Genomic DNA, 23,665 nt, shown 5'->3' on the forward strand with positions numbered 1-23,665 from the left:
AATGAAGTATTTGACAGATGATTAACGATCACATTTGACTAATTAACTAAATTTAGGCCCAATATGAAGGTTATGAAGCATTGTTTTTTATGGATCACCTCTATGGCCGTATCATTGGCCGCTATTTCACAAAACAAAACAACGATCTCCAAAAACGCACCAAAAACGCCTGTAAAACCCGCTGCAAAAACAAGTTCAGCAGACAGAAATATATCCATCATACTCACCCCTTTAAAAAACTGCAAAGTATACCTCGGTAGTTATATGGGTAATGGCAGAACACTGGTTGACTCTGCCGTACTGAACGATAAAAGCCAGGGGGTATTCAGGGGTGATAAGAAACTGACAGGTGGTATTTATTTTGTGGTATCGCCTCAAATGACTATTCAGTTTGAAGTGCTGATGGACAATATTCAACAGTTCAGTATTGTGGGCGATACGTCTTTAAAGGACCAGGCAATTATACGAGGATCGGTTGACAATGATCTCTTTAAAAGCTACACTGGTTTCTCTGTCGAAAAAGGCCAGTTGTTGCAGCAACTCACCAATGCATATAAAACAGCCAGCAATAAAGCCGACTCAACCCGTTTGCTCGCTGCCATTACCAAGGCCGATAAGGAATTACAGGATTACAGAGCGAATATTATGCAGCAGCACCCAAATTCTTTACTGGCCATGTTATTCAATACCATGAAAAGACCCGAAGTGCCTGCAATACCTATTGTAAATGGCAAGGCCGATTCTGCATATCCATACCGCTATGTAAAAGATCATTTCTGGGATGATGTATTGTTTAGTGATGACCGCCTGCTCAGGACACCTTTTTTTGAGCCCAAACTCGATGACTATTTCAAATATTATGTTTCACCCGAACCAGATTCAATCATCGAAGAAGTAAAATATATTTTACTCTCTGCCCGAACAGGAAAAGAAATTTATCCATACCTACTTACCAAATTCACCAATAAATACATGAACCCCGAATTTATGGGGCAGGATAAGGTTTTTGTTTACCTGTTTGAAAATTTTTATGCCAAAGGAGATACGACCATCCTCAATGCCGCTTCACGCAAAACAGTAATTGAAAGGGCCTATAGTTTAATGGCCAATCAGCTTGGCAAACCAGCGCCGGTATTGAATTTAACAGATACTACCGGAAAATCTGTTCCCCTTCACAGTATCAATGCAGCATTTACGGTGGTAGCTTTCTGGGACCCCAACTGCGGTCATTGTAAAGATGAAATGCCCCGTCTCGATTCTTTTTATCGCCATAAATGGAAAAACATGAATGTGGCCATCTATGGTGTAAACATTTATGAGAATGAGGTTCCGGCCTGGAAAAAATTTATTCAGGAGAAAAAACTGGCAGGCTGGACACATACCTATCAAACCAAAGCAGCAAAAGATGCGGAAGAAAAAGCAGGTGTGCCGAATTACAGACAGCTCTATGATATTTTTAAAACCCCAACATTGTATTTGCTGGATAAAGACAAAAGAATCATCGCCAAACAACTAAGTCTTGAACAGTTTGATGATTTAATTGAAACCAAGTCGAAGAAAAACAACAACGGTACAAATTAAAAAAGTCCCGGTCTCTGCAGACCGGGACTTTTATTTTAAACGAGTTCTTTCACTACATTCCAGATTACTTTTGGTTTACCCAGCGTATAATAGTGGAGAACAGGTACACCAAATGCTTTCAGTTCGCGGCTTTGCTGTGTGAGCCATTCTGTTCCTACCTGTTCACATTCTGTATCTGTTTTACATTTCATGATAGCATTGGAAAGATCGGTCGGAATATCAACATGAAAAATGCGTGGCAGAACTGATAATTGTTTTTTATTGGTAATCGGTTTCAAACCCGGAATGATGGGTACATTGATACCCATATCTTTACAGCTTTTCACAAAATCAAAAAACTTCTGATTATCAAAAAACATCTGTGTCATGATGTATTCTGCTCCTGCGTCTACTTTTTCTTTGAGTTTAGCGAGGTCTATTTCCAGGTTGGGTGCTTCAAAATGTTTTTCGGGGTAGCCCGCTACTCCAATACAGAATTTGGTTTTACCACCATTCTTGATATCTTCATCAATGTATAAGCCATTGTTCATGTTATTCACCTGGCGAATCAGCTCAAGTGCATAATGGTTACCACCTGGCTCGGGTTCAAAAGCTGATTCATTTTTAGCAGCGTCACCACGCAGGGCCAGTACATTATCAATACCGAGGAAGTCAAGATCAATCAGTGCATCTTCTGTTTCTCTTTTGGTAAACCCTCCACAAATAATATGGGGTACGGCATCTACCTGGTAATGGTTCATGATAGCTGCACAAATACCCACCGTACCCGGACGTTTGCGCACTTCCACTTTTTCAAAAGTTCCATCTGGTTTTTTCTTGAACATGGTTTCACTTCTGTGATAGGTAACATTGATCCAGGATGGTTTAAATTCCATCAGGGGGTCAAGATGATCATATAATGAAACTATGGTCTTTCCTTTTAACGGAGGTAATACTTCAAAAGAAATGAGTGTGTCTTTTGCCTGTTGAATATGTTCTGTAATCTTCATGCCAGCTTGCTTGCGGGTTCTAAATGGCTGCAATATACAGTCTTCGTTGCTTTATAAAAACATCTGTTAATCCGGGTGCCGGGTGCATTTCTGCAAATGAGAAGCCCTATTTTTGTTGAAACAAAGATTTTGAGCCTAACCATACATACACAGCAACTGGTCAAGAGCTACAAGGGGAGAACCGTTGTACAACAGGTAAGTATTGATGTTAGACAGGGGGAAATTGTTGGTTTACTCGGGCCAAACGGTGCCGGTAAAACCACCACTTTCTACATGGTGGTTGGTCTGATTAAACCCGATGAAGGAACGGTATTTCTCAATGACACCGACATCACTAAACTTCCCATGTATAAGCGTGCGCAGATGGGTATTGGTTACCTGCCTCAGGAAGCCAGTGTATTCAGAACATTAAGCGTGGAAGATAATATACTGGCGATACTGGAAATGACAACCCTCACTAAAAAAGAAAGGATCTATAAACTGAACCAGTTGCTTGATGAATTTAACCTGCACCATGTTCGCAAAAACAATGGCGATAGTTTAAGTGGCGGTGAAAGAAGAAGAACAGAAATTGCCCGTGCATTGGCTGTTGACCCTAAATTCATTTTGCTCGATGAACCCTTTGCCGGTGTGGATCCTATTGCAGTTGAAGATATTCAGGGAGTGGTTGCCAGGTTAAAATATAAAAATATCGGTATTCTTATCACCGACCATAACGTAAATGAAACCCTCTCTATCTGCGATCGTGCCTACCTCCTCATCGAAGGAAAAATCTTTAAACATGGCACTGCTGAAGAATTGGCAGATGATGAACAGGTAAGACGTTTATACCTCGGTACCAATTTTGAACTGAGAAGAAAAGACTGGATCATTGAAATGGGCAAAACACAAACAGCCCCTTCTTCACTACATGAATAACGGCTGCTTACTTATTCAGGAATAATTGTAGCCACCCCATTCGCAGATTAGTATTTATCAGTCCGATTCGTTATTTTGCTGTTATCAACCATGAAGCTGCTCAGTCCCGCTATATCACGTTTGGCCCGTTTCAGGCATTGGCGCATCGAGCAATGGATGAATGACCCCATCGCTGCGCAAAGAGAAGTGTTGCAGGATCTGGTAACCCATGGTCAGTACACAGAATTTGGCCGTAAATACGGCTTTACTTCACTTTTTAATATCCGGAAGTTCAAGGCCGCTGTTCCGATTCATGAATATGATGATTTAAAACCCTATATAGAAAGACTGATGCAGGGTGAGCAGAATCTGTTATGGAACACACCTGTAAACTGGTTTGCTAAAAGCAGTGGCACGACCAGCGACAAAAGCAAATTCATTCCTATTACTCAGGAAAGCCTGGAAGATTGTCATTACCAGGGCGCCAAAGACGTACTCACGCTTTATTATAATTACCACAATGAAAGCCACTTACTTACCGGTAAAGGGTTGGTTATAGGAGGAAGTCACCAGATCAGCAAAGTAAATGAGGAGGTAAATTATGGTGACCTCAGTGCTGTGCTTCTGCAAAACACACCTATCTGGGCTAACTGGATCAGAACACCCGAGCTTTCAATAGCGCTGATGGATGAGTGGGAGCAGAAAATTGAAAGACTGGCCGAATCTACCATTCCGGAAACAGTTACTTCGATTTCCGGTGTTCCAACCTGGACGCTTGTTTTAATTAAACGTATACTTGAAATAACGGGTAAACAAACACTGAAAGAAGTGTGGCCCGATCTTGAATTGTACATACATGGCGGTGTATCATTCACCCCATACCGCGAGCAATTCAGAAAGCTGATTGGAAACGGCTGTACTTATCTTGAAATGTACAATGCAAGTGAAGGTTTTTTTGCTGCACAGGATGACCCCACTGAAGAAGGCATGTTGCTTTTTTTAAGCCATGGTATTTTTTACGAATTCATGCCTGTGGAAGAATATGGGAAAAAAGAACCACATACCATTGGTCTGGATAAAGTAGAGTTGGGAAAAAATTATGCACTGGTGATCAGTACCAATGGAGGTTTGTGGCGGTATCTGGTAGGAGATACTATCCAGTTTACTTCGCTTAAACCATTCAGAATAAAAGTAAGTGGCAGGTTGAAGCAATACATCAATGCTTTTGGAGAAGAAGTGATTGCCGATAATGCAGATAAAGCGATTACCATTGCTGCAGAAAAAACAGGATTGGCAGTAAAAGACTATACCGCAGCTCCCGTTTATTTTGGCGACCACAGCAAGGGGGCACATGAATGGCTGATTGAGTTTGAGGACAACCCCACATCAACCGATGCATTTGCCTATGAACTGGATTGTGCACTCAAGTCATTAAATAGCGATTACGAAGCCAAACGTTACAAGGATATGGCATTAACCCTTCCACAGGTTCATGCAGTACCAAAAGGATTATTCAACCAGTGGTTAAAGAGTAAAGGAAAATTGGGCGGACAACACAAAGTACCACGTTTAAGTAACGACAGAAAATACATTGATGATATTAAAAACATGATGTCGTTTCAATAATATTTCCTCTATGGCAAATGGTACAATAATTTGTAAAAACTGCGGGAATGGTTTTACAGGAAAGTATTGCAACCAGTGCGGAGAAAAAGTATACTTGGAAAACGATCGCAGAATTACTCATTTATTTGAGGAGGCATTTCATTTTATTACCCATTTCGAGGGTAGCTTATTTACCACACTTAAAACCATATTCAGTAAACCCGGCCAGGTATCGAAAGATTACTGTGATGGTGTCAGGAAAAAATATTTTAAGCCGCTTTCATTATTCCTGCTGCTGGTAGTACTCTATCTTTTATTTCCGCTTGCTTCCGGATTGAACATGCCGCTTGAGAATCATATGAACAGTGATGAATACGGTGTTTTTGCCAGCAATAAGGTGAAAACATTTCTCAAAACACATCCCGACCAAAGTTTAATAACAGTAAAACAGCAATTTCAAGCCAAAAGTGAAAAGCTTTCAAAGCTGCTTTTATTGCTCATAATTCCCTGCTGTGCACTGGTGCTATGGATGCTTAGTTTTTTCAGACGGAAGTTTTTCTTTGACCAGATGGTATTATCGGCTGAGATTAACAGTTTCTTTCTAATGAGCAATTTCTTCCTGATGCCTTTATTAATTACAATTATTCATGTAGCAAGTAAAATATTACATATTGATCGATCATGGTTAAGCGATGATGTATATACTTTCACAGGACTATCTATTACTGCTATATTCGCGGCGTTTGCATTTAAACGGTTTTATCATTTCGGGTTTATTTACAGGGTACTCGCAGCCGGCATTTTCATCTACTTACATAGCCTTATAGTGTACATCTTGTATAAATTCACTTTATTTGTAGCCGTATTCTATCAACTACATTAACTATGAAACTACTTGAAGGAAAAGTATCGATTGTAACCGGTGCGGCCAGAGGAATTGGTGCTGCCATCGCATTAAAACTTGCCGAGCAAGGCAGTCATATTGCATTTACTTATGTAAGTGACAGCAGTGCAGAAAAAGCCGCTGCTCTTGAAACACAATTAAAAGCTTTGGGCGTAAATGCAAAAGCCTGGAAAAGCAATGCGGGTAATTTTGCAGAAAGTGAAAGTTTTGTAAACGATGTACTCAAAGAGTTTGGCGCCATTGATGTGTGTGTTAACAATGCAGGCATTTCTAAAGACAACCTATTACTCCGCATGACCCCCGAACAGTGGGATGATGTAATGGACATAAACCTGAAAAGCGTCTTCAATATGACCAAACAGGTTATTCGTCCGATGATGAAAGCTAAATCGGGCAGTATCATCAATATGAGTTCTATTATTGGAGTAAGAGGGAACGCAGGCCAGAGTAGTTATGCGGCCAGTAAAGCTGGTATTATTGGTTTTACCAAATCAGTAGCCCATGAGTTGGGTAGCCGTAATATCAGGTGCAATGCCATTGCTCCCGGTTTTATTGAAACCGATATGACACATTATTTACAGGATGGAGATGCTGCTACCGAATTTCTCAAAAAAATACCCTTAGGCCGTTTTGGTAAGGCTGAAGAAATAGCCAATACCACCTTATTTCTGGCCAGTGATATGAGTTCTTATATCACCGGTCAGGTATTAAGTGCCTGTGGTGGCCTGAACATTTAAGATTTTTAGTGGCCATTGAAGCACTTTTCAATGGCCACCTTCCCCTATTGTGCCAGATATTTCACCGATTTTTTCTTTTAAAAGATTGTAATCACCTAATTTTCAGTTGTTTACAATACTAACGGCAACTTATTTTTTTGTTAAACAAATGTTTACGCTTGCATGTTGTTTTGTGGGCGGTTACATTTGCAACTCATTATGGGTAAACGTATTATCAATATTTTTCTGATCTTGGTGATGGCCATCCAGATTCTTCCCATTCAACAAATGGGTAAGCTTCTGTACACCAACCAGTTTACAGAAGAAATTCCCCATAATCTCGACCACTCAGGAGAGCCACAACAATCTGAATCTAAAAGTGATTTTATTTCTACACCAGAACTCTCCATCTCTCACCTGAAAGACTGTATCGGTCTCATCCGTCCAGTTACTGCCGATGTAATTCCGCAGAACCATACAACGGAAATTCATGTGCCCCCACCCAACTGCTAATCGTTTTACCGACTAGTAAGCTTCTCTATCTTTATTATTATAAACTAATGCATGAATAAATATTTAAAACATGCAGGTGCCGATGTATCTGCGTCTATTGTTGTCCTCCTGGTAGCATTACCTCTTTGTCTGGGTATTGCCCTCGGATCCGGAGCACCACTTTTTTCTGGTATTATTGCCGGTGTAGTGGGAGGAATTGTAATTGGGGCATTGAGTGGATCTCAATTAAGCGTCAGTGGACCTGCAGCAGGTCTTACTGTAATTGTTGCCACTGCTATTACCAAACTCCAGGTATATGAAGCATTTCTGTTAGCAGTTGTACTTGCAGGTTTGTTCCAGGTAGTTTTTGGTTTCATAAAAGCAGGTGTGATTGGTGATTATGTTCCCAACTCCGTTATCAAAGGAATGCTGGCCGCTATTGGCCTGATACTGATCATGAAACAGTTTCCTCACCTGGTAGGATATGATGCCGACTTTGAGGGTGATGAGTCTTTTATTCAACCAGACCACGAGAATACTTTTACCGCTATGTTTAGTGCTGTAAAATATATTACACCTACCGCATTAATCATTGGTTCAGTTTCATTGGTTTTATTAATGGTATGGGAAAGCAAATTCATCAAATCAAAAAAATCACTGAAACTTGTTCCCGGACCTTTAGTAGTGGTTTTAATCGGAACCTTATTGAATGAATATTTTAAAGTGTCGCAACCAGCTTATGTATTGGATGCCAAACACCTGGTTACCTTACCGGTAGCTACAGATGTGAGTTCCTTTGTTTCATTCTTAACCTTTCCCGATATTGCTTTCCTGAAAAACCCTGATGTATGGGTTTCTGGTATCACGATTGCTATTGTAGCCAGCCTGGAAACATTATTGGCCATTGAAGCAGCCGATAAATTAGATCCATTAAAAAGAGTAACTCCTACCAATCGGGAATTAAAAGCACAGGGTGTAGGCAATATGGTATCTGGTCTTATCGGAGGTTTGCCACTTACATCTGTTGTAGTAAGAACTTCTGCCAATATTTCTTCCGGTGCCAAATCAAAAATGTCAACCATTTTTCATGGTACCATGTTGATGCTTTGTGTAATGTTTATACCAACCATTCTTAATAAAATTCCATTAAGCTCTCTGGCTGCTGTATTGATTTTTACAGGATATAAACTGGCAAAAGTTACCCTGTTTAAAGAGTTCTATCGCAAAGGCTGGGATCAGTTTGTTCCTTTTGTGGCAACCATAGTAGCTATTCTCCTTACCGATCTGCTCGTAGGTATTATGATTGGTATTGGCGTAGGATTGTTTTACCTGATCCGCAGCAACTTCAGATCGGCCGTAATGGTAGTAAATGATGAAAAAAATTACCTGATCCGTTTTAGAAAAGATGTTTCTTTTCTCAACAAACCTATTGTTAAAAAGAAGCTGGAGGACGTTCCTGCCAATTCTTTTGTTATCATTGATGCAACCCGTGCAGATTTTATTGATAAAGATGTAATTGAAGAAGTTAACAACTTCCTTTGTCACGCACACCTGAAAAAAATAAAAGTAGAAATAAAAACCAGTCAGAGTAAATCGATGCATAATTTATTTATCACTCCTCAAACTTCAGAAAAATGAAAATTTACGAGAAATTATTATTAGAGAATAAAGCATGGGCCGGTGAAAAAGTAAAAGCAGATCCGGAATATTTTTCAAGACTTGCAGATATTCAGCGACCCGATTTTCTATGGATCGGTTGTAGCGACAGTCGTGTACCTGCCAATGAGATTACCAATACACAGCCTGGTGAAATTTTTGTTCACCGCAATATTGCCAATATGGTAGTACATACAGATGTAAACCTGTTGAGTGTGTTAGACTATGCAGTAACGCATCTTAAAGTAAAACATGTTATTGTTTGTGGACATTATGGTTGCGGAGGTGTAAAAGCAGCTATGACCAACCACGACTTTAAACAGGTACTCAATATGTGGTTACGGAATATTAAAGATGTTTACCGTATCCATCGTGACGAATTAAATACAATCAATGATGAACAGCAAAAGTTTGACAGGCTGGTGGAACTGAATGTACAGGAGCAGGTAATGCATCTTGCCAAAACCTCCATTATACAGCGAGCCTGGAAAAACGAACAGCGTCCGCATTTACACGGTTGGGTTTACGGCTTAAAAGATGGTTTAATTAAACCTGTTTTTGAAATGCCGGCCAATACCAATATTGATAGTTTATACGAATACGACGATTTATAAACATACATGGTCTGCGTAGAGATACTACTCTTCGCAGACCATTTTTACTACAGTTCATAAAACCGAATTAAAAAAAGCTAAATGAACTGCTTGGAAGAACAATTCATCCTGATAGATGTTGTTCAGATCTTGAAGTAACAATAACTTTCTTTGACAATCTAATACTATGGCTCAACAGGCAATCGGTTCACCTTCGGGTGCGGCCAGGAAATTTTTTGCTTTACTCAAACTGGACAGGAAAGATGTTTCTGCCATTTACGCATTTTCAATTCTGGCAGGACTTGTACAGTTATCACTCCCGCTGGGTATACAAACTATTATCAGTTTTGTAATGGCAGGCTCTATCTCTACCTCTATCATAGTGTTAATTGTTCTTGTCGTAATCGGTGTGTTTATTTATGGTTTGCTACAGGTTCGGCAAATGCAGATCATCGAAAAAATAAAGCAGAAAATCTACACACGTTATGCGCTAGAATTTGCTGACCGTATCCCAAAACTTAATATCGAAAAATTAGATCAGCAATACCTGCCTGAACTGGTAAACCGCTTTTTTGATACTGTTTCATTACAAAAAGGTATCGAAAAAATTCTGCTTGATGTTCCTTCAGCTATTATCCAGATACTATTTGGTATGATACTCTTGTCATTCTACCATCCTGTATTTATAGGTTTTGGCGCCCTGCTCGTACTGTTATTATATATTATTCTCAGGAATACAGTCCCCAATGGTTTTGCGGCCAGTATGGATGCCAGTGAGTATAAATACAAAACCGCATCATGGCTGGAAGAAATTTCAAGATCTATTAAATCGTTTAAATATTCCAGGGGAACTTCTCTGAATATTGAAAAAACGGACCTGCTGGTGAGTAGTTACCTTTTCTCAAGAACCAGATATTTTAAAATACTTCTTGCCCAATTCTGGAGCATGGTAACATTTAAAGTAATTATTACTGCTGCCATGCTTATTGTTGGTGTACTCCTGCTTACAGATCAGCAGATTAACATTGGACAGTTTATCGCTGCAGAGATTGTGATACTTACGGTGATGAATTCTGTTGAGAAATTGATCATCAATCTCGATAAAGTTTACGACTCCCTCACATCCATCGAGAAACTCGATAAAATAGTAGGTAGTGAAATAGAAAGCGGAGGAACTGAATTGATCGATCAACACAGTGGGGGCCTCGCCATACGTTTCACAGACCTGAGTTTTAGTTATCCCGATCAGCATAAAGTACTCAATGCAATTAATTGTTCCATTACTTCAGGAGAAAAAATATGCATAATGGGTACTTCAGGATCCGGCAAATCTACTTTTTTGAGATTACTGACAGGTGCTTTTAAAAATTTCAACGGCAATATACTGGTCAATAATATTCCCATCGGAAACTATAGCTTAAGTAGTCTTAGAGCCTCCACCGGCATACTATTAAGCCGGCAGGATATCTTCCAGGGAACCTTGTGGGAAAACATTACCATGGGCAACAAAGACATTCGTCTGGTCGATATTACCGATATGATAGAAAAATGTGGTTTGAATGATTTTCTTGAATCGTTACCACAGGGACTCGATACACAACTTGATCCAACAGGTAAAAGACTCCCGATGAAAACACGACAGGGTATTCTTCTGGCAAGAGCATTGTTGGGTAAGCGGCAACTAGTGCTACTCGAAGAACCTTTCAATGGAATCGAAAGAGGTTTTAAAATGATGGTTCTCGATTTCCTAAAAAAGGATAAAGATTCAACTGTTATCATCACTTCCAATGATCAGGAAGTGGCAACACTATGCGATAAAGTGCTATATCTCGTAGAAGGAGAAGTAGCTGCTTTTGATAGCTGGGGAACCATATCTAAACAATTTAATGCATGATTATATGAATAAATACCTTACCTGTGAACCGGAAGAGGAATTAAATAATCCTGCCATTCCATCATTTCAGCATATATACCACATTACGAGAAGAAGCAGGGTAAAAAACTGGCTTTGGGGATCTTTGTTATTGATTATTTTATTGTTGTTTCTACCCTGGACACAAAACATACGTGCCAAAGGCTTGATCACTACTTTAAGGCAGGAGCAACGCCCTCAGCAATTGAATTCTATTATTGGAGGAAGAGTAGAAAAATGGTGGGTGAAAGAAGGTGATTTTGTACAAAAAGGAGATACCATTTTACAATTGGGGGAAGTAAAAGTAGAGTATTTTGATCCTGCCTTACTTGAAAGAACGGGTACACAGATTACCGCCAAAGAAAATGCTTCAACAGGCTATGAAAATAAAGCACTAACAGCTACACAGCAGGTAACTGCATTGGAAGAAGGCAGAATATTAAAACTCTCCCAGATCGACATCAAGCTGAGGCAACAGCAATTAAAAGTGGAAAGCGACAGCATGGATTTGAATGCCGTAGTCAATGAATTAAATGTCGCCAAGAGACAAATTGATGCGGCAAAAGCAATGCTTGACAGCGGTGTAATTGCACTGGTTGATTATGAAAGAAGAAAAATCAATTTCCAGAATGCAACTGCCAAGCGTATTGGTAGCGAAAATAAACTGCTGCAAAGTAAACAGGAACTAACAGCACTTCGCATTGAAAAAAATGCAGTGATTCAGGAGTATGCCGATAAAATTGCCAAAGCAAAAGGCGAGCAATACAGTGCCATTTCAGATAAATCAAGTACTGATGCAGAAGTAGCCAAATTAAAAAATGCTTATGCCAATTATGACTTGCGTAATAAGCTGTACTATGTAACTGCACCGCAAAGCGGTCAGATTACAAAAGCACGTAAAGCAGGTATCGGAGAAATATTGAAAGAAGGAGACATGATTGTCGAGGTTGTTCCCGACAAAATTCAATATGCAGTGGAGATGTTTGTATCCCCAATGGACATGCCACTACTGTCAAGGGGACAAAAAATTCGTTTTGTATTCGATGGTTTTCCGGCCATTGTGTTTAGTGGGTGGCCGTCCAGCTCCTATGGTACTTTTGGAGGCATCGTTTCTGCTATTGAAAACTCAGTGAGTATCAATGGCAGGTTCAGGGTATTGGTAACAGAAGACCCTTCACAAAAACCATGGCCCAAACAATTGCGTATAGGCGGCGGCGCGAATGGAATCGCCTTACTAAAAGATGTTACTGTAGGTTATGAATTATGGCGAAATATAAATGGTTTCCCACCAGAATATTATCAACCAGTTAATACAGCATACGATAAAGGAAAATAACGGAGCATGAAATTAATGTACACGCTTATTGGTTTACTGTTGACTTTTTATGGCTCTTCACAGGTGTTGTATATAGATGAGTTTATAAAGATGGTTCGCAGCAACCACCCAATCGCAAAACAGGCTCAGATAAATGTACAAAAAGCAGATGCTGATGTATTGAGCGCAAAAGGCGGTTTTGATCCGATGATTGGTATGGATGCCAGCAGAAAAACTTTTGACGGAAAAAATTATTACTACTATACAAACCCGGAAGTAAAGATACCTACCTGGATGGGTGCGGATATTAAAGCGGGTATTGAAAATAACGGCGGTCAGTTTTTAAGTTCAGAAACAACTACAGGACAAACCAGTTATCTGGGCGTAACATTGCCTGTAGCCAAAGGTTTGCTCCTCGACAAAAGAAGAGCCACATTAAAACAAGCCCGTATATTACGTGAACAAAGTGAACAGGAGCAATTAAATGCCCTCAATAATTTATTATTCGATGCGTATGGAGTTTACTGGCAATGGGCGGGCAGTTATCAGCTATTCAGTATCTATTCAAGATTTGTAAACATTGCGCAGGATCGTTTCAGACTGATAAAAATTGGCTTTGACAATGGCGAAAGGGCTTCCGTTGATACTATTGAAGCACTTACACAGGTACAGCAATTTCAGCTACTCCAGAATGAAGCTTTGCTCCGGTTCACCAACAGCACACTTGAATTATCAAATTATGTATGGAATGAAAGCGATAGTGCTTTTCTTCTTCCGCCACAATACCTTCCAGATACTTCAGGTTTTATGCGATTTGTTTCACTTCCCGACGAATCTGCCATCATACAGCTGGCTTTAACAACTAATCCTCAATTGCGTATCTACGATTATAAATTAAATGCACTTGAAATCGACAGAAAACTGAAGCAACAGAATATTTTACCCACCATCGATTTAAAAGCAAATCTACTGAACAGGGGTTACAACGTTTTTAAAGGATGGAATAGTGCTTTATTACAGAATAACTATGCATGGGGTATTGATATCAAGTTACCTTTGTTTATCAGAGAGGGCAGGGGTGAATACAAAAAATCGGTTCTTAAAATCAAAGAAACCAATTATGAGTTTTCTTTAAAACGAAGAGAGACAGAAAACAAACTCAGGTCATACCTGAACGAAACACAACAGTTACAAAAGCAATTGGCCATTAGTGAACAGGCTTTAAAGAATTTTCAGTCCATCCTAACAGCAGAATACCTTAAATTCAGAAATGGCGAAAGCTCGCTTTTTCTCATCAATACAAGAGAAAATAAAGTCATTGAAAACGCCGAAAAGTTAATCAGTCTCCGCATCAAATACCTGAAATCAAGATATGCTGTTGACTGGTCTGCGGGTTTGTTACGCTGATTGAAATACAATGCCTTTCCTGCATATATAAGCATGCCATAACAAATAGGCGGCGATAGTTCTATAAGGTTTCCATGTTTCCGAAACTGCCAATAGCTCCTCTTTTGTTGTATGCGGGGGTAATTGTTTTATGTGTTTGAGGCTGTTTACCAGCGCGATATCTCCCAGAGGAAAAATATCGGCACTGTGTAAACACATCATCAAAAAAACATCAACGGTCCAGTTACCAATACCCTTTATTTTAGTAAGTGTTGAACGAATGGTATCATCATCCTTATGTACCAGATTTTTCAGATCAAGACTACCATTTAACACCGCTTCAGACAAAGAGCGAGCATAGCTTGTTTTTTGCCGGCTGAAATAACAGGCTTTCATTTCTTCGTCAGACAAACGCAATATGTTTTCAGGATTGATGGCACCGATATATGACTGCAACTTATCATAAGCCGCTTTTGCTGAAGCCAGTGATACCTGCTGTTCCAGTATGATATGAATGAGTGTAGAAAATATTGGTTTGCGGCTCCAGCATGGAGCATAACCATACTCATCGATGATTTGCTGAAAACTTTTATCAATAACGGCCAGTTCATGACAAAGAGAAATAAAATTTTCGTCGCTGAATCTTTCCATTACGGTCATGACTGTTTTTCCTTGAAACGGGCAATGGCTTTTTTACTATAATCACTAAGTATCAGTCTGCCACTTATTTTGGCCCGTTCTTTCAACAATTCATCCCAGTGTTCAGTACCTGCCCATAATATTTTTTTCATTTCACGCATGGCATCTGTACTTGATTGCGATAACGTAGTCGTGAGACGATTAATTGAATCATCCATACCGGCCACGTCTGCATGCAGTTCAGCAAAAAGTCCTTTACGTCGGGCCCAGTCAGCCGGGCGCCACATAGATGCATCGATCGCCAGTTGTGAGAACGCTGATATACCTATTTTTCTTTCCACTGCAGGGCCTACTACAAAGGGACCTATACCTACGGCAAGTTCGCTCAGTTTAACATCAGCTCCTTCTGCAGCAATGGCATAATCTGCTGCAGCAGCAATTCCAACACCACCACCTACACATTTACCCTGAATACGGGCAACAATGAGTTGGGGAGCTGTTCGCATGGCATTGATGACCTGTGCAAAACCATTAAAAAATTTAGAACCTTGTACTTCATCAGTAATAGACGCCAGTTCATCAAAAGAAGCACCTGAACAAAATACTTTCTCTCCGGCTGATCTCAATACAATCACTTTTGTTGCTGCATTAAGACCTTCACTATGAATATCTTTTGCCAGTGCATCAAGTATCTGTCCGGGCAGCGAATTACGTTGTGGATGATAAAATTCAATCGTTGCAATACCATGCTCTCTCTCCACTTTTACATACCCTTCTTTAATTTCTTCAATCATAATCTTTCTGTTCTCGTGATAAAAATAAAATATGCCAGGCGTCTTTTAAAGTTAATCAATCTTTTTTATCCTTTTCTTTCCACCATTGTTAAAATGGTTGCTACCCCTGTAATCTCACCTGTTTCATCCATAATCTCAACCAGCCATTTTACAATGCCTTTATCAATATCGGTTGATTCTTTTTTCTCCTGTCTAATTTTTTCTTTACAGGTAAATCTCACCTGTACTTCAGCACCAGGGTAAACGGGTTTGGTAAACCGGAGTTCATCAATGCCATAATTCAGTAAGACAGGATTTTTTTCGTAACTGCTTACAAACAATCCAGCAGCAATACTCATGATAAGATAGCCGTGTGCTACCTGTTTTTCAAACATAGTACCTGAAAAATCGGTGTCACGTAGGTGGGCATAGAAATGATCGCCGCTGAGGTCAGCAAACCTGTCTATATCTTCTGCTGTAATCAGTCTTTTATCGGTTAACAACTGGTCTCCAATCTGTAATTCATCAAAATATTTTTTGAATGGATGTATTCCGCCGGTATTACCTTTTGCGCCTGCCTGGTATACATTGCTGATAGCTGTGATCATTTCCGGTGAGCCTTGTATGGCCACGCGTTGCATATAATGTTTCACACCACGAAGGCCACCCATTTCTTCCCCACCACCGGCTCTTCCGGGTCCGCCATGTACAAGCAATGGCAACGGAGATCCATGCCCTGTACTTTCTTTGGCACATTCCTGGTTTAATACCAATATTCTTCCATGATAAGGGCCGGCACCCAACACATATTGTTTGGCGATTTTCCTGTTTGCCGTAACCACAGAACTTACCAATGAACCCTTACCCATTTTTGCCAGTGCAATAGCATCATCGATATGCTTGTAAGGCATTAATGTTGATACGGGTCCAAACGCTTCTACTTCATGTACTTCTTTGGTTTGAAAAGGATTCTCATTCAGTAGTAAAATGGGGCTGATAAATGCTCCTCTGGTAGCATCTGCATCAATCAGTTCTACACTGTCAAGAGAACCATAAATAATTTGTGAGGAAGCCAGTAATTTCTGTACCTGTGCTTTTACTTCTTCTCTTTGTGATGAACCTGCCAAGGAACCCATTCTTACCTTTTCATTCAATGGGTTACCAATGGTTGTTTGTGAAAGGGCTTTGCCCAATGCTATCTGTATATCTTCCAGTTTATTTTCGGGAACAAAAATTCTTCTGATGGCGGTACATTTTTGACCGCATTTGGTGGTCATTTCCTTTCTCACCTCTTTCAGAAAAATATCCCATTCGGGCATGTCGGGGGTTACATCATCACCTAAGACAATACAATTCAATGAATCAGCTTCCATGGTGAAAGGAACACTATTACTTAAAATAGACGGAGTTGATTTCAACATTAACCCGGTAGTAGCAGAACCCGTAAAAGTAACCACATCCTGTTCTGTTACATGCTGCAATAGATCGCCTGCGCTTCCACAAATGAGTTGTAATGCCCCTTGGGGGAGAATACCTGAAGCAATAATTTCTTTTACTACCGCTTCTGTAAGATAAGAAGTAACTGTTGCCGGTTTAACAATGGCAGGAACCCCTGCCAGAAGATTCACCGCAATTTTTTCCAGCATGCCCCATACAGGGAAATTAAAGGCGTTGATATGTATGGCTACACCTTCTTTGGGTACCAATAAATGATGACCCATAAAAGTGCTGGCTTTACCTAAAATATGTTGTTCGCCATCGAGACAATATGCTTCATCCGGAAATTTTCTTCGTAGTGAAGCATAGGAAAATAAATTACCAATACCTCCTTCAATATCAACCCAGCTATCTGCTTTGGTGGCGCCTGTCTGGTAACTTACCTGGTAGAAACGATCCAGGTGATTTCTCAAATGAAGAGCAAGACTTCTCAGCATCAATCCACGTTCATGAAAAGTCATTTTCCTGAGTGCCGGGTTTCCGGTTGCTCTGGCATAATCCACCAATGCTTTAAAATCAATTCCCTTTGTTGATGCAGTTGCAATTTGTTCACCTGTTACCGCATTAAACAAGGGCTGGCCTTCACCATCACCTGTTATCCATTTTCCTAAAATATAATTTTCCAGTTTTGACATACCAATCGTTTAGGCGACAAAGCTAACGATTGATAGCTTTATTTAAAGCAATGAAAACAAATCAACGTGGTAAAAGCCCAAACTGACGGCCATGATGGGTTACATGCTTATAATGCAACAGAATCCATTCCTCAAAATTGAGCCATCCGAAAACAGGATGCATTGTTTTTTTGTCTGAATCGGCATTAAAATAAGTAAAGAAATCTCCTATTGTTTTTTCAAGCTGCTGTATAGCCGATGCCAAATCAGGTTCAGTAGCAGGTAAAGGTTCCTCCGGTAAAACCGGCGCTTTGGTATTTTCCCGAAACTGTTTATCGCTCAGTAAAAATTCTTTGAATTTGGGTAAGTGTTCTTCAGGTGTAACCAAAGGAAAATGCATGTCTCCGGTTGATACTAAAAAGAAGCCTCGAACATGTTCTACCATTTGCTGAACATTCATTTTACCCCATAATGCTGCAGTATCGGGTGTTAAGCCGGCCAGCAAAGACAGGAAACCTTTTTGTATAAAATCTACTTTTACCTGATCCATGATATTTTTTTTGAAAGATATGTGAATTACTGTTCTATTAATTCAGCCTAAAGTATAGAAAAACAGCCTTTCTTAATTATATTCGTAACTATCATGAACAACTGTTTAAACTGTAACCAGCCCTTGCATGAAAGGCAAAATTTCTGTTCGAATTGCGGACAAAAAACTGCACTGCATCGGCTTAATCTGCACGATATATGGCATGATGTTGTTCATTATTTTACACACGCAGATAAGGGTATTTTTCAACTGCTGAAAGCATTGGCGACAGAAACCGGTACTGTTGCCAGAGAATTTGTTAGCGGTAAAAGAAAAAAGTATTTTCCCCCACTGAATTTCTTTCTCATCGTTGCTGCCTTATATGTTTTTATGGGATCTGTCATTCCCAACAATTCTGCCAGAGCATCCAAACAAAACAGCATTAATACATACCAAAAGAATAAGACTTCGAAAGAGTCAGCTTCCGATTATTCCGTAACAGTTAAGCAGGCAAATGTGGGTCGCTTTTTTAAAAAGTATTCCAATTTTGTAGCCATGTTTGCGGCACCCTATATTAGTCTGATCATCTGGCTGATACTTTTGCGGGGGGCCTACAATTTTACCGAACACCTGGTTGCCAATTTATACCTTATCGGCTTTACCAATCTTGTACGCTGTTTACTATGGACACCATTACTATCATTACTGCATGTTGACTCCATCGCCAGATGGCCCATATATGTGTTTGCAGTTTTCGAAATCATCTATCGAGCCATTTTTTACTACCGGTTCATGGGAAAATTCAATACGACCGGAAAAGTAAAGGCTTTCGGGCTTGCTATCATTAGTGTGATTGCCTGGTGGTTACTGATATCGTCAATTATGTTTATTTATCTCTCAACCTGATTGAGAACAGGGATTGTGAAAAACATGAGTCGGTAATAAATATTAGTGAGGTATTGGCAGCTTTATCTCGAATAATGTTCCATTACCAGGCTCAGATTCAACGCGGATACTTCCATTCAGTTTCTGAACCAGGTGTTTTACAAGTTTCAGCCCAAATCCATACCCTTTCTCACCACTGGTACCATCTGAAGACGAAATTTCTCCCTGCTGAAAATCCTGTACTGTTTCTGCGTTCATCCCAGTACCCGTATCGCGAACTCTTATAATCAGGTGTTTCACTTTTGTTATTTGTATAGACAGATCCACTTCTACACGGCCATTAACAGGCGTAAACTTAATGGCATTTGAAATAAGGTTTCCCGCTACCTGCAATAATTTATTTTTTGAGAAAGGGATATCATCAGTTTTGGTATCTGCTACTACAGCAAGGGTAATTTTTTTATTGATGGCCTGCGGTTTAAACAATTTTTCCAGTTTTTCTTTAAATGTCTGCAGGTTATATTCATTTGAACCAATATTAACCGACTCATCCTTTTTCTTTTCAGCACTTAATATTTCATCTGCCAGTTCAAGTAAAGAATGTCCTCCTTTATGTATCATCGAAACAAGCTGCAGTACTTCATCTAGTTTATTTTCATTACCCTGCTCACTGATGATCTGCGCCAATCCTATAATACCAGATAATGGCCCACGAATATCATGTGCAACTTTTTTCTGTGTATCTTTCGCTTCTTTTACCCGGTTTTGAAGGCTGTTAATTACGCGTAATACCATTAGCCGGTTCACAATTTCGTCGGCAATAATTTTAAGCATTTCTACTTTTTCCGGACTGATCTCTTTGCCGACTGTATCAAGCACACATAAAGCACCTAACTGAATTCCATTGTTTGTTTGTAATGGTACGCCAAAATAATATCTCAGGTTAGGATCTCCCTTTACATAGAACTTGTCTTTGAACCTGTCATCTGCTGAAAGATCTTTTACTTCAAAAAAGTTTTCTGTTACAATTGTGTATTGACAAACAGAATCCTGCCTTGGCATTTGCTGAATATCTAATCCATGATTGCTTACAGACCACTGGGTGAATGAATCAATCAGGTTGACCAGTGATATATCTGTACCCGCAATTTTTGCGGCCAGTTTGGTTAATTCTTTAAACTGATCATCAAGGGAAGAATAATCCAGATCGAACTCAGACAGCTCAATCACTCGCTGGATCTCATTTTCGGGTATAGGAGCTGTTATTGTCATATCGTATAAATAATTAAATAAAGTTAATTGAATAGTATAAATCTCCCTGTATTCTTTTCAGTAGATAGCAATAGGGATTATCTTTCAAATTTGCTGCTTATATTTATAAAAAGCCTTTTATATGAAGAAATATATTTCCGGCTATTGCAGCCTAGCTTTGGTTTTATCCCTCTTGCTTCTTTCTTTTACCATAAAAAAAGATATTCAGAAAGAAATACAGGGAGCCTGGCAATATACTTCGGGTAAAGAACAGACTGTAATCATCATTTCGGCACATATTTTTTCATCGGCCACTTATAATATCAGTGAGAAAAAGTTTATTTCTTCTCACGGAGGAAGCTGGACTGTAAAAGATAATAAACTGGTATTAAAAACAGAATGGAATAGTAACGATAGTACCAAAGTTGGAACAGACTGGGTAGCAGATATTACGATTGCAAAAAAACAGTTAAGCATCAGCGGACTACCCAAAAAATTAGATCGTCTTGATGACGGTACGCCCGGAGCATTGGCTGGCGCATGGATCATTACAGGTAGTTATAATAACGACCAGGTTTCAAAAAGAAGAAACCCTTTTTTTCCTCGCAGAACCATGAAAGTGTTGTCTGGTAAACATTTTCAGTGGATTGCCTATAATGTGGTAACCAAACAGTTTATTGATACCGGCGGCGGTACTTATACGACAGAAAATGGTAAATACACGGAAACGATTCATTTCTTTACCAAAACCGCTGAAAGTGTAGGAAAGACTTTAAGCTTTGACTATTCCTTTGTAAACGGCGACTGGAGACATAAGGGACAAAAATCAACCGGCGGACCCATGGATGAATGCTGGACCAAAAGAGAACAATTAGAACCGCAGCAATAATGACGAATCAGGAAATCATCAACAGTACCGTTGATTATGTTAAGCAATCTTTGAAAGGAAGTGAATCTGGACACAATTGGTTTCACATTGAACGTGTATGGAGAAATACAAAACTGATCGCAGCAACTGAGCAGGTAGATATACTGATAGCAGAGCTGGCTGCTTTATTACACGATATTGCCGATTCAAAATTTCATGGTGGCGATGAGAATATTGGTCCTGTTACAGCAAGAAATTTTTTATCGACACTTCCCGTAGATACAACTACTACAGAACATGTAGTAAATATAGTGGCGCATATATCGTTTAAAGGTGGTAATCATGAGAAACCATTTCATTCACCGGAATTAGCCGTGGTGCAGGATGCTGACCGGCTCGATGCCATTGGTGCCATTGGTGTGGCAAGGGCTTTTCATTATGGAGGTTTTAAAAACAGGGAAATATATGATCCTGCTATTCAGCCTAACTTGCAGATGACCAAAGAAGAATATAAAAATAGCCAGGCCCCAACCATCAACCATTTCTATGAAAAACTTTTATTGCTGAAAGACAGGATGAATACTGCAACTGGTAAAAAGCTGGCTTTACAAAGACACCAGTTTATGGAAGACTATCTTCGTCAGTTTTATGGGGAATGGAACGGTGAACTATAATAAACATGTACACATCAAGCATATAATATGAATAAATTATTACTGGTTTTTGCGATACTCATCAGCTCCTGCGCCGGAAGCAAATATTTCAGGAAGCTGGATACAGCAGAAAAAAAAGCCATCAGAGAGCATAAGAAATGGGCGAATGTATCAAAAAGCGAAGCCCATGTACTGATTATGACCAACAAGGGTAATATGGTAGTTAAGTTATACAACCAGACACCTTTACACCGCGATAATTTCCTTTCAAAAGTAAGTGCTGGTTTTTATGACAGTTTATTGTTTCACCGTGTCATCAATCGCTTTATGATTCAGGGTGGCGATCCTGAAAGTAAATATGCAACTGCAGATAAACGTATTGGTGGTGGTGCCGCGCCAGGTGATCGTATCCCTGCAGAATTTAGAACCGATCAAAAAATTTATCACCAACGTGGTGCATTGGCTGCAGCCCGTACAGATAATCCTGAAAAAGCGAGCAGTAATTGCCAGTTCTATATTGTACAAAGACCAGCGTGGCGTAAAAGCGAATTAGACAGCAGCATCATTGCGCGGAAACTGGTATTAACCGAAGAACAGAAAACATTGTACACCACTGTTGGTGGCACACCCCATCTCGACGGTGGTTACACTGTTTTTGGTGAATTATTACAGGGCTTTGAAGTGCTCGATTCCATTGCAGTTACTCCGACCAAAAGCGACAGACCTTTAACGGATATACGTATGCGTATGTTTTTATTGAACAAACCAAAACGCAAATAATAGTATCCTGCTTACTGAACGACTCCAAAAAATAAGACCCGGATAGGCTTATCCGGGTCTTTGCCCACCCTTTCAGATGGGGGAAAGGTTTACATAGGATGAATGATTGCTTGCTCAACCCAAGGGCTGTTACCGTATCACACCCCCCGACGTGATCAGTAACAGTCCTGATAGGTTTATTCGATAAAGGCTAATGCCTGATTATCAAAGAGATAGGAGGAATCACAGTTTCTTGGTGTATTAGCATATGATTACTAATTTTAAACTGTTAAACGGACGAAGTTTAATAACCCCTCCTTTCTAAAACCAAAATTACACTGGCTTGTGAAACAAGTCAACTGTGAAAAGACGCAGGTGCCGGAAAGGATCGCTTTAGATAATGATATGAACCAGACAGCACCCACAGGATTAGGCAGTTACTCGAAAAGTTTCATCACAGATATCCCTGCTGATCTTTCTGCAGAGGAAGTGAAACATTTTAATGAAACCATCCCGAAATTTCCGGAAGAAGGAATTTATATCTACTCCTTTGCAAAAGGCAGAATGATTTATGCCCATGGCTGGGAAGAAGTATTGGGTTATAAGGATGATGAAATAACCATGCTGAAAATTGTAAACATGACCGCCCCTGCATATGCCCCTTTTGTGCATGAGGTTAATGATAAGGCACTCATGTTTATTCATAAAACAACCACCGATCTCGATAAATACAGTTTCATGATCGAGTCGAAGAAAATGCATAAAAACGGAACCGAAGTACCTATTGTGGCAAGGGTAGGTGTTTTTGAGCATGCAGACGGAAAAGTATTATCCATCATTGGTCGCTTCCAGGTAAACAGAAGTCTTACGTTTGGTAAAGTAATGCGCTATGCTGCTTTTGGACCTGAGAAATCTGGTTTTGAAGAAGAGCTGAATAAAACTTTATTTTACCAGTATGCCATTTCCAACAAAGAAAAAGAAGCACTGGCATTGGTAGCCAAAGGTTTTTCATTTAAAGAGATAGCCAGTAGTTTCAATGTTTCACAATCGGCTATAGAAAAAAGAATTATTCCTTTATACAAACGCTTTGATGTTAAGAGCCTTACCCACCTGGTAAGCTTTGCCTACGATAATCATATCCTTCCCTGAAA

The 23,665-nt window shown here is 39.7% G+C and carries 22 protein-coding genes; 16 read left to right on the plus strand and 6 right to left on the minus strand.

What is annotated here, in order from left to right; translation table 11 throughout:
• Window positions 1–72 precede the first annotated feature (72 nt).
• Window positions 73–1,581, plus strand: coding sequence for a redoxin domain-containing protein (locus ACH3Z1_RS03915; RefSeq protein WP_490820545.1), 1,509 nt, complete (start codon window positions 73–75; stop codon window positions 1,579–1,581).
• A 35-nt stretch (window positions 1,582–1,616) separates the two neighbouring features.
• Here the strand turns inward: ACH3Z1_RS03915 and metF are convergent, their stop codons facing one another.
• Window positions 1,617–2,570, minus strand: coding sequence for a methylenetetrahydrofolate reductase [NAD(P)H] (metF, locus tag ACH3Z1_RS03920; RefSeq protein ID WP_490820546.1), 954 nt, complete (start codon window positions 2,568–2,570; stop codon window positions 1,617–1,619).
• 129 nt (window positions 2,571–2,699) lie between these two features.
• On the opposite strand from metF, the gene lptB reads away from it, so the two are divergent.
• The 10 genes from lptB to ACH3Z1_RS03970 all read left to right on the plus strand — a co-directional run bounded on the left by lptB (window position 2,700) and on the right by ACH3Z1_RS03970 (window position 14,067).
• Window positions 2,700–3,488 carry an LPS export ABC transporter ATP-binding protein gene (lptB, locus tag ACH3Z1_RS03925; protein WP_490820547.1) on the plus strand — a complete coding sequence of 263 codons (789 nt, stop codon included), beginning with the start codon at window positions 2,700–2,702 and terminating at the stop codon, window positions 3,486–3,488.
• Between the two features lie 90 nt (window positions 3,489–3,578).
• Window positions 3,579–5,093: a GH3 auxin-responsive promoter family protein gene (locus ACH3Z1_RS03930; RefSeq protein WP_490820548.1), complete on the plus strand. Its 1,515-nt coding sequence runs from the start codon at window positions 3,579–3,581 to the stop codon at window positions 5,091–5,093.
• Window positions 5,094–5,187: 94 nt separating this feature from the next.
• Complete coding sequence (locus ACH3Z1_RS03935; RefSeq protein ID WP_490820549.1) at window positions 5,188–5,955, plus strand: DUF3667 domain-containing protein; 768 nt, start codon at window positions 5,188–5,190, stop codon at window positions 5,953–5,955.
• Between the two features lie 2 nt (window positions 5,956–5,957).
• Entirely contained in the window at window positions 5,958–6,713 is a 756-nt protein-coding gene (fabG, locus tag ACH3Z1_RS03940; protein WP_490820550.1) for a 3-oxoacyl-[acyl-carrier-protein] reductase, read from the plus strand.
• Window positions 6,714–6,911: 198 nt separating this feature from the next.
• Window positions 6,912–7,205 carry a hypothetical protein gene (locus tag ACH3Z1_RS03945; RefSeq protein WP_490820551.1) on the plus strand — a complete coding sequence of 98 codons (294 nt, stop codon included), beginning with the start codon at window positions 6,912–6,914 and terminating at the stop codon, window positions 7,203–7,205.
• Window positions 7,206–7,256: 51 nt separating this feature from the next.
• Entirely contained in the window at window positions 7,257–8,822 is a 1,566-nt protein-coding gene (locus ACH3Z1_RS03950; RefSeq protein ID WP_490820552.1) for a SulP family inorganic anion transporter, read from the plus strand.
• The gene (locus ACH3Z1_RS03955; RefSeq protein ID WP_490820553.1) at window positions 8,819–9,454 is read left to right on the plus strand and encodes a carbonic anhydrase; all 636 of its coding nucleotides are present in this window, start codon (window positions 8,819–8,821) and stop codon (window positions 9,452–9,454) included. Before ACH3Z1_RS03950 ends, ACH3Z1_RS03955 begins: the two co-directional genes overlap by 4 nt.
• A gap of 166 nt (window positions 9,455–9,620) precedes the next feature.
• Window positions 9,621–11,327, plus strand: a complete 1,707-nt coding sequence (locus ACH3Z1_RS03960) for a peptidase domain-containing ABC transporter (protein ID WP_490820554.1) — start codon at window positions 9,621–9,623, stop codon at window positions 11,325–11,327.
• A 4-nt stretch (window positions 11,328–11,331) separates the two neighbouring features.
• A complete protein-coding gene (locus ACH3Z1_RS03965) occupies window positions 11,332–12,681 on the plus strand; it encodes an HlyD family secretion protein (protein WP_490820555.1) in 1,350 nt (449 codons plus the stop codon).
• A gap of 6 nt (window positions 12,682–12,687) precedes the next feature.
• The gene (locus ACH3Z1_RS03970) at window positions 12,688–14,067 is read left to right on the plus strand and encodes a TolC family protein (protein WP_490820556.1); all 1,380 of its coding nucleotides are present in this window, start codon (window positions 12,688–12,690) and stop codon (window positions 14,065–14,067) included.
• Here ACH3Z1_RS03970 and ACH3Z1_RS03975 read toward each other — a convergent pair.
• From ACH3Z1_RS03975 to ACH3Z1_RS03990, 4 genes are all read right to left on the minus strand, one after another.
• Window positions 14,059–14,697: a DNA-3-methyladenine glycosylase family protein gene (locus ACH3Z1_RS03975; RefSeq protein WP_490820557.1), complete on the minus strand. Its 639-nt coding sequence runs from the start codon at window positions 14,695–14,697 to the stop codon at window positions 14,059–14,061. The genes ACH3Z1_RS03970 and ACH3Z1_RS03975 overlap by 9 nt on opposite strands.
• Window positions 14,698–14,702: 5 nt before the next feature.
• Complete coding sequence (locus ACH3Z1_RS03980) at window positions 14,703–15,479, minus strand: enoyl-CoA hydratase/isomerase family protein (protein ID WP_490820558.1); 777 nt, start codon at window positions 15,477–15,479, stop codon at window positions 14,703–14,705.
• A 65-nt stretch (window positions 15,480–15,544) separates the two neighbouring features.
• Entirely contained in the window at window positions 15,545–17,590 is a 2,046-nt protein-coding gene (gene paaZ, locus ACH3Z1_RS03985) for a phenylacetic acid degradation bifunctional protein PaaZ (protein WP_490820559.1), read from the minus strand.
• 61 nt (window positions 17,591–17,651) lie between these two features.
• On the minus strand, window positions 17,652–18,119 hold the full coding sequence (locus ACH3Z1_RS03990; RefSeq protein ID WP_490820560.1) for a DUF1569 domain-containing protein: 468 nt from the start codon (window positions 18,117–18,119) through the stop codon (window positions 17,652–17,654).
• Between the two features lie 93 nt (window positions 18,120–18,212).
• Between ACH3Z1_RS03990 and ACH3Z1_RS03995 the strand changes: the two genes are divergently transcribed.
• On the plus strand, window positions 18,213–19,004 hold the full coding sequence (locus ACH3Z1_RS03995) for a DUF3667 domain-containing protein (RefSeq protein ID WP_490820561.1): 792 nt from the start codon (window positions 18,213–18,215) through the stop codon (window positions 19,002–19,004).
• 42 nt (window positions 19,005–19,046) lie between these two features.
• On the opposite strand, the gene ACH3Z1_RS04000 is transcribed toward ACH3Z1_RS03995, so the two are convergent.
• Window positions 19,047–20,255, minus strand: a complete 1,209-nt coding sequence (locus ACH3Z1_RS04000; RefSeq protein ID WP_490820562.1) for a GAF domain-containing sensor histidine kinase — start codon at window positions 20,253–20,255, stop codon at window positions 19,047–19,049.
• A 121-nt stretch (window positions 20,256–20,376) separates the two neighbouring features.
• Here ACH3Z1_RS04000 and ACH3Z1_RS04005 point away from each other — a divergent pair, with 121 nt between their 5' ends.
• The 4 genes from ACH3Z1_RS04005 to ACH3Z1_RS04020 all read left to right on the plus strand — a co-directional run bounded on the left by ACH3Z1_RS04005 (window position 20,377) and on the right by ACH3Z1_RS04020 (window position 23,663).
• Window positions 20,377–21,123 carry a hypothetical protein gene (locus ACH3Z1_RS04005; protein WP_490820563.1) on the plus strand — a complete coding sequence of 249 codons (747 nt, stop codon included), beginning with the start codon at window positions 20,377–20,379 and terminating at the stop codon, window positions 21,121–21,123.
• Window positions 21,123–21,776 (plus strand): HD domain-containing protein, encoded by a 654-nt coding sequence (locus ACH3Z1_RS04010; protein WP_490820564.1) that lies wholly within the window; start codon window positions 21,123–21,125, stop codon window positions 21,774–21,776. The genes ACH3Z1_RS04005 and ACH3Z1_RS04010 overlap by 1 nt, the downstream gene beginning before the upstream one ends.
• Before the next feature lie 27 nt (window positions 21,777–21,803).
• Window positions 21,804–22,535 carry a peptidylprolyl isomerase gene (locus ACH3Z1_RS04015; protein ID WP_490820565.1) on the plus strand — a complete coding sequence of 244 codons (732 nt, stop codon included), beginning with the start codon at window positions 21,804–21,806 and terminating at the stop codon, window positions 22,533–22,535.
• Window positions 22,536–22,859: 324 nt separating this feature from the next.
• Window positions 22,860–23,663: a LuxR C-terminal-related transcriptional regulator gene (locus ACH3Z1_RS04020; RefSeq protein ID WP_490820566.1), complete on the plus strand. Its 804-nt coding sequence runs from the start codon at window positions 22,860–22,862 to the stop codon at window positions 23,661–23,663.
• Window positions 23,664–23,665 lie beyond the last annotated feature (2 nt).

The sequence above is a fragment of the Sediminibacterium sp. FW305-C-49 genome (genome assembly GCF_058231085.1).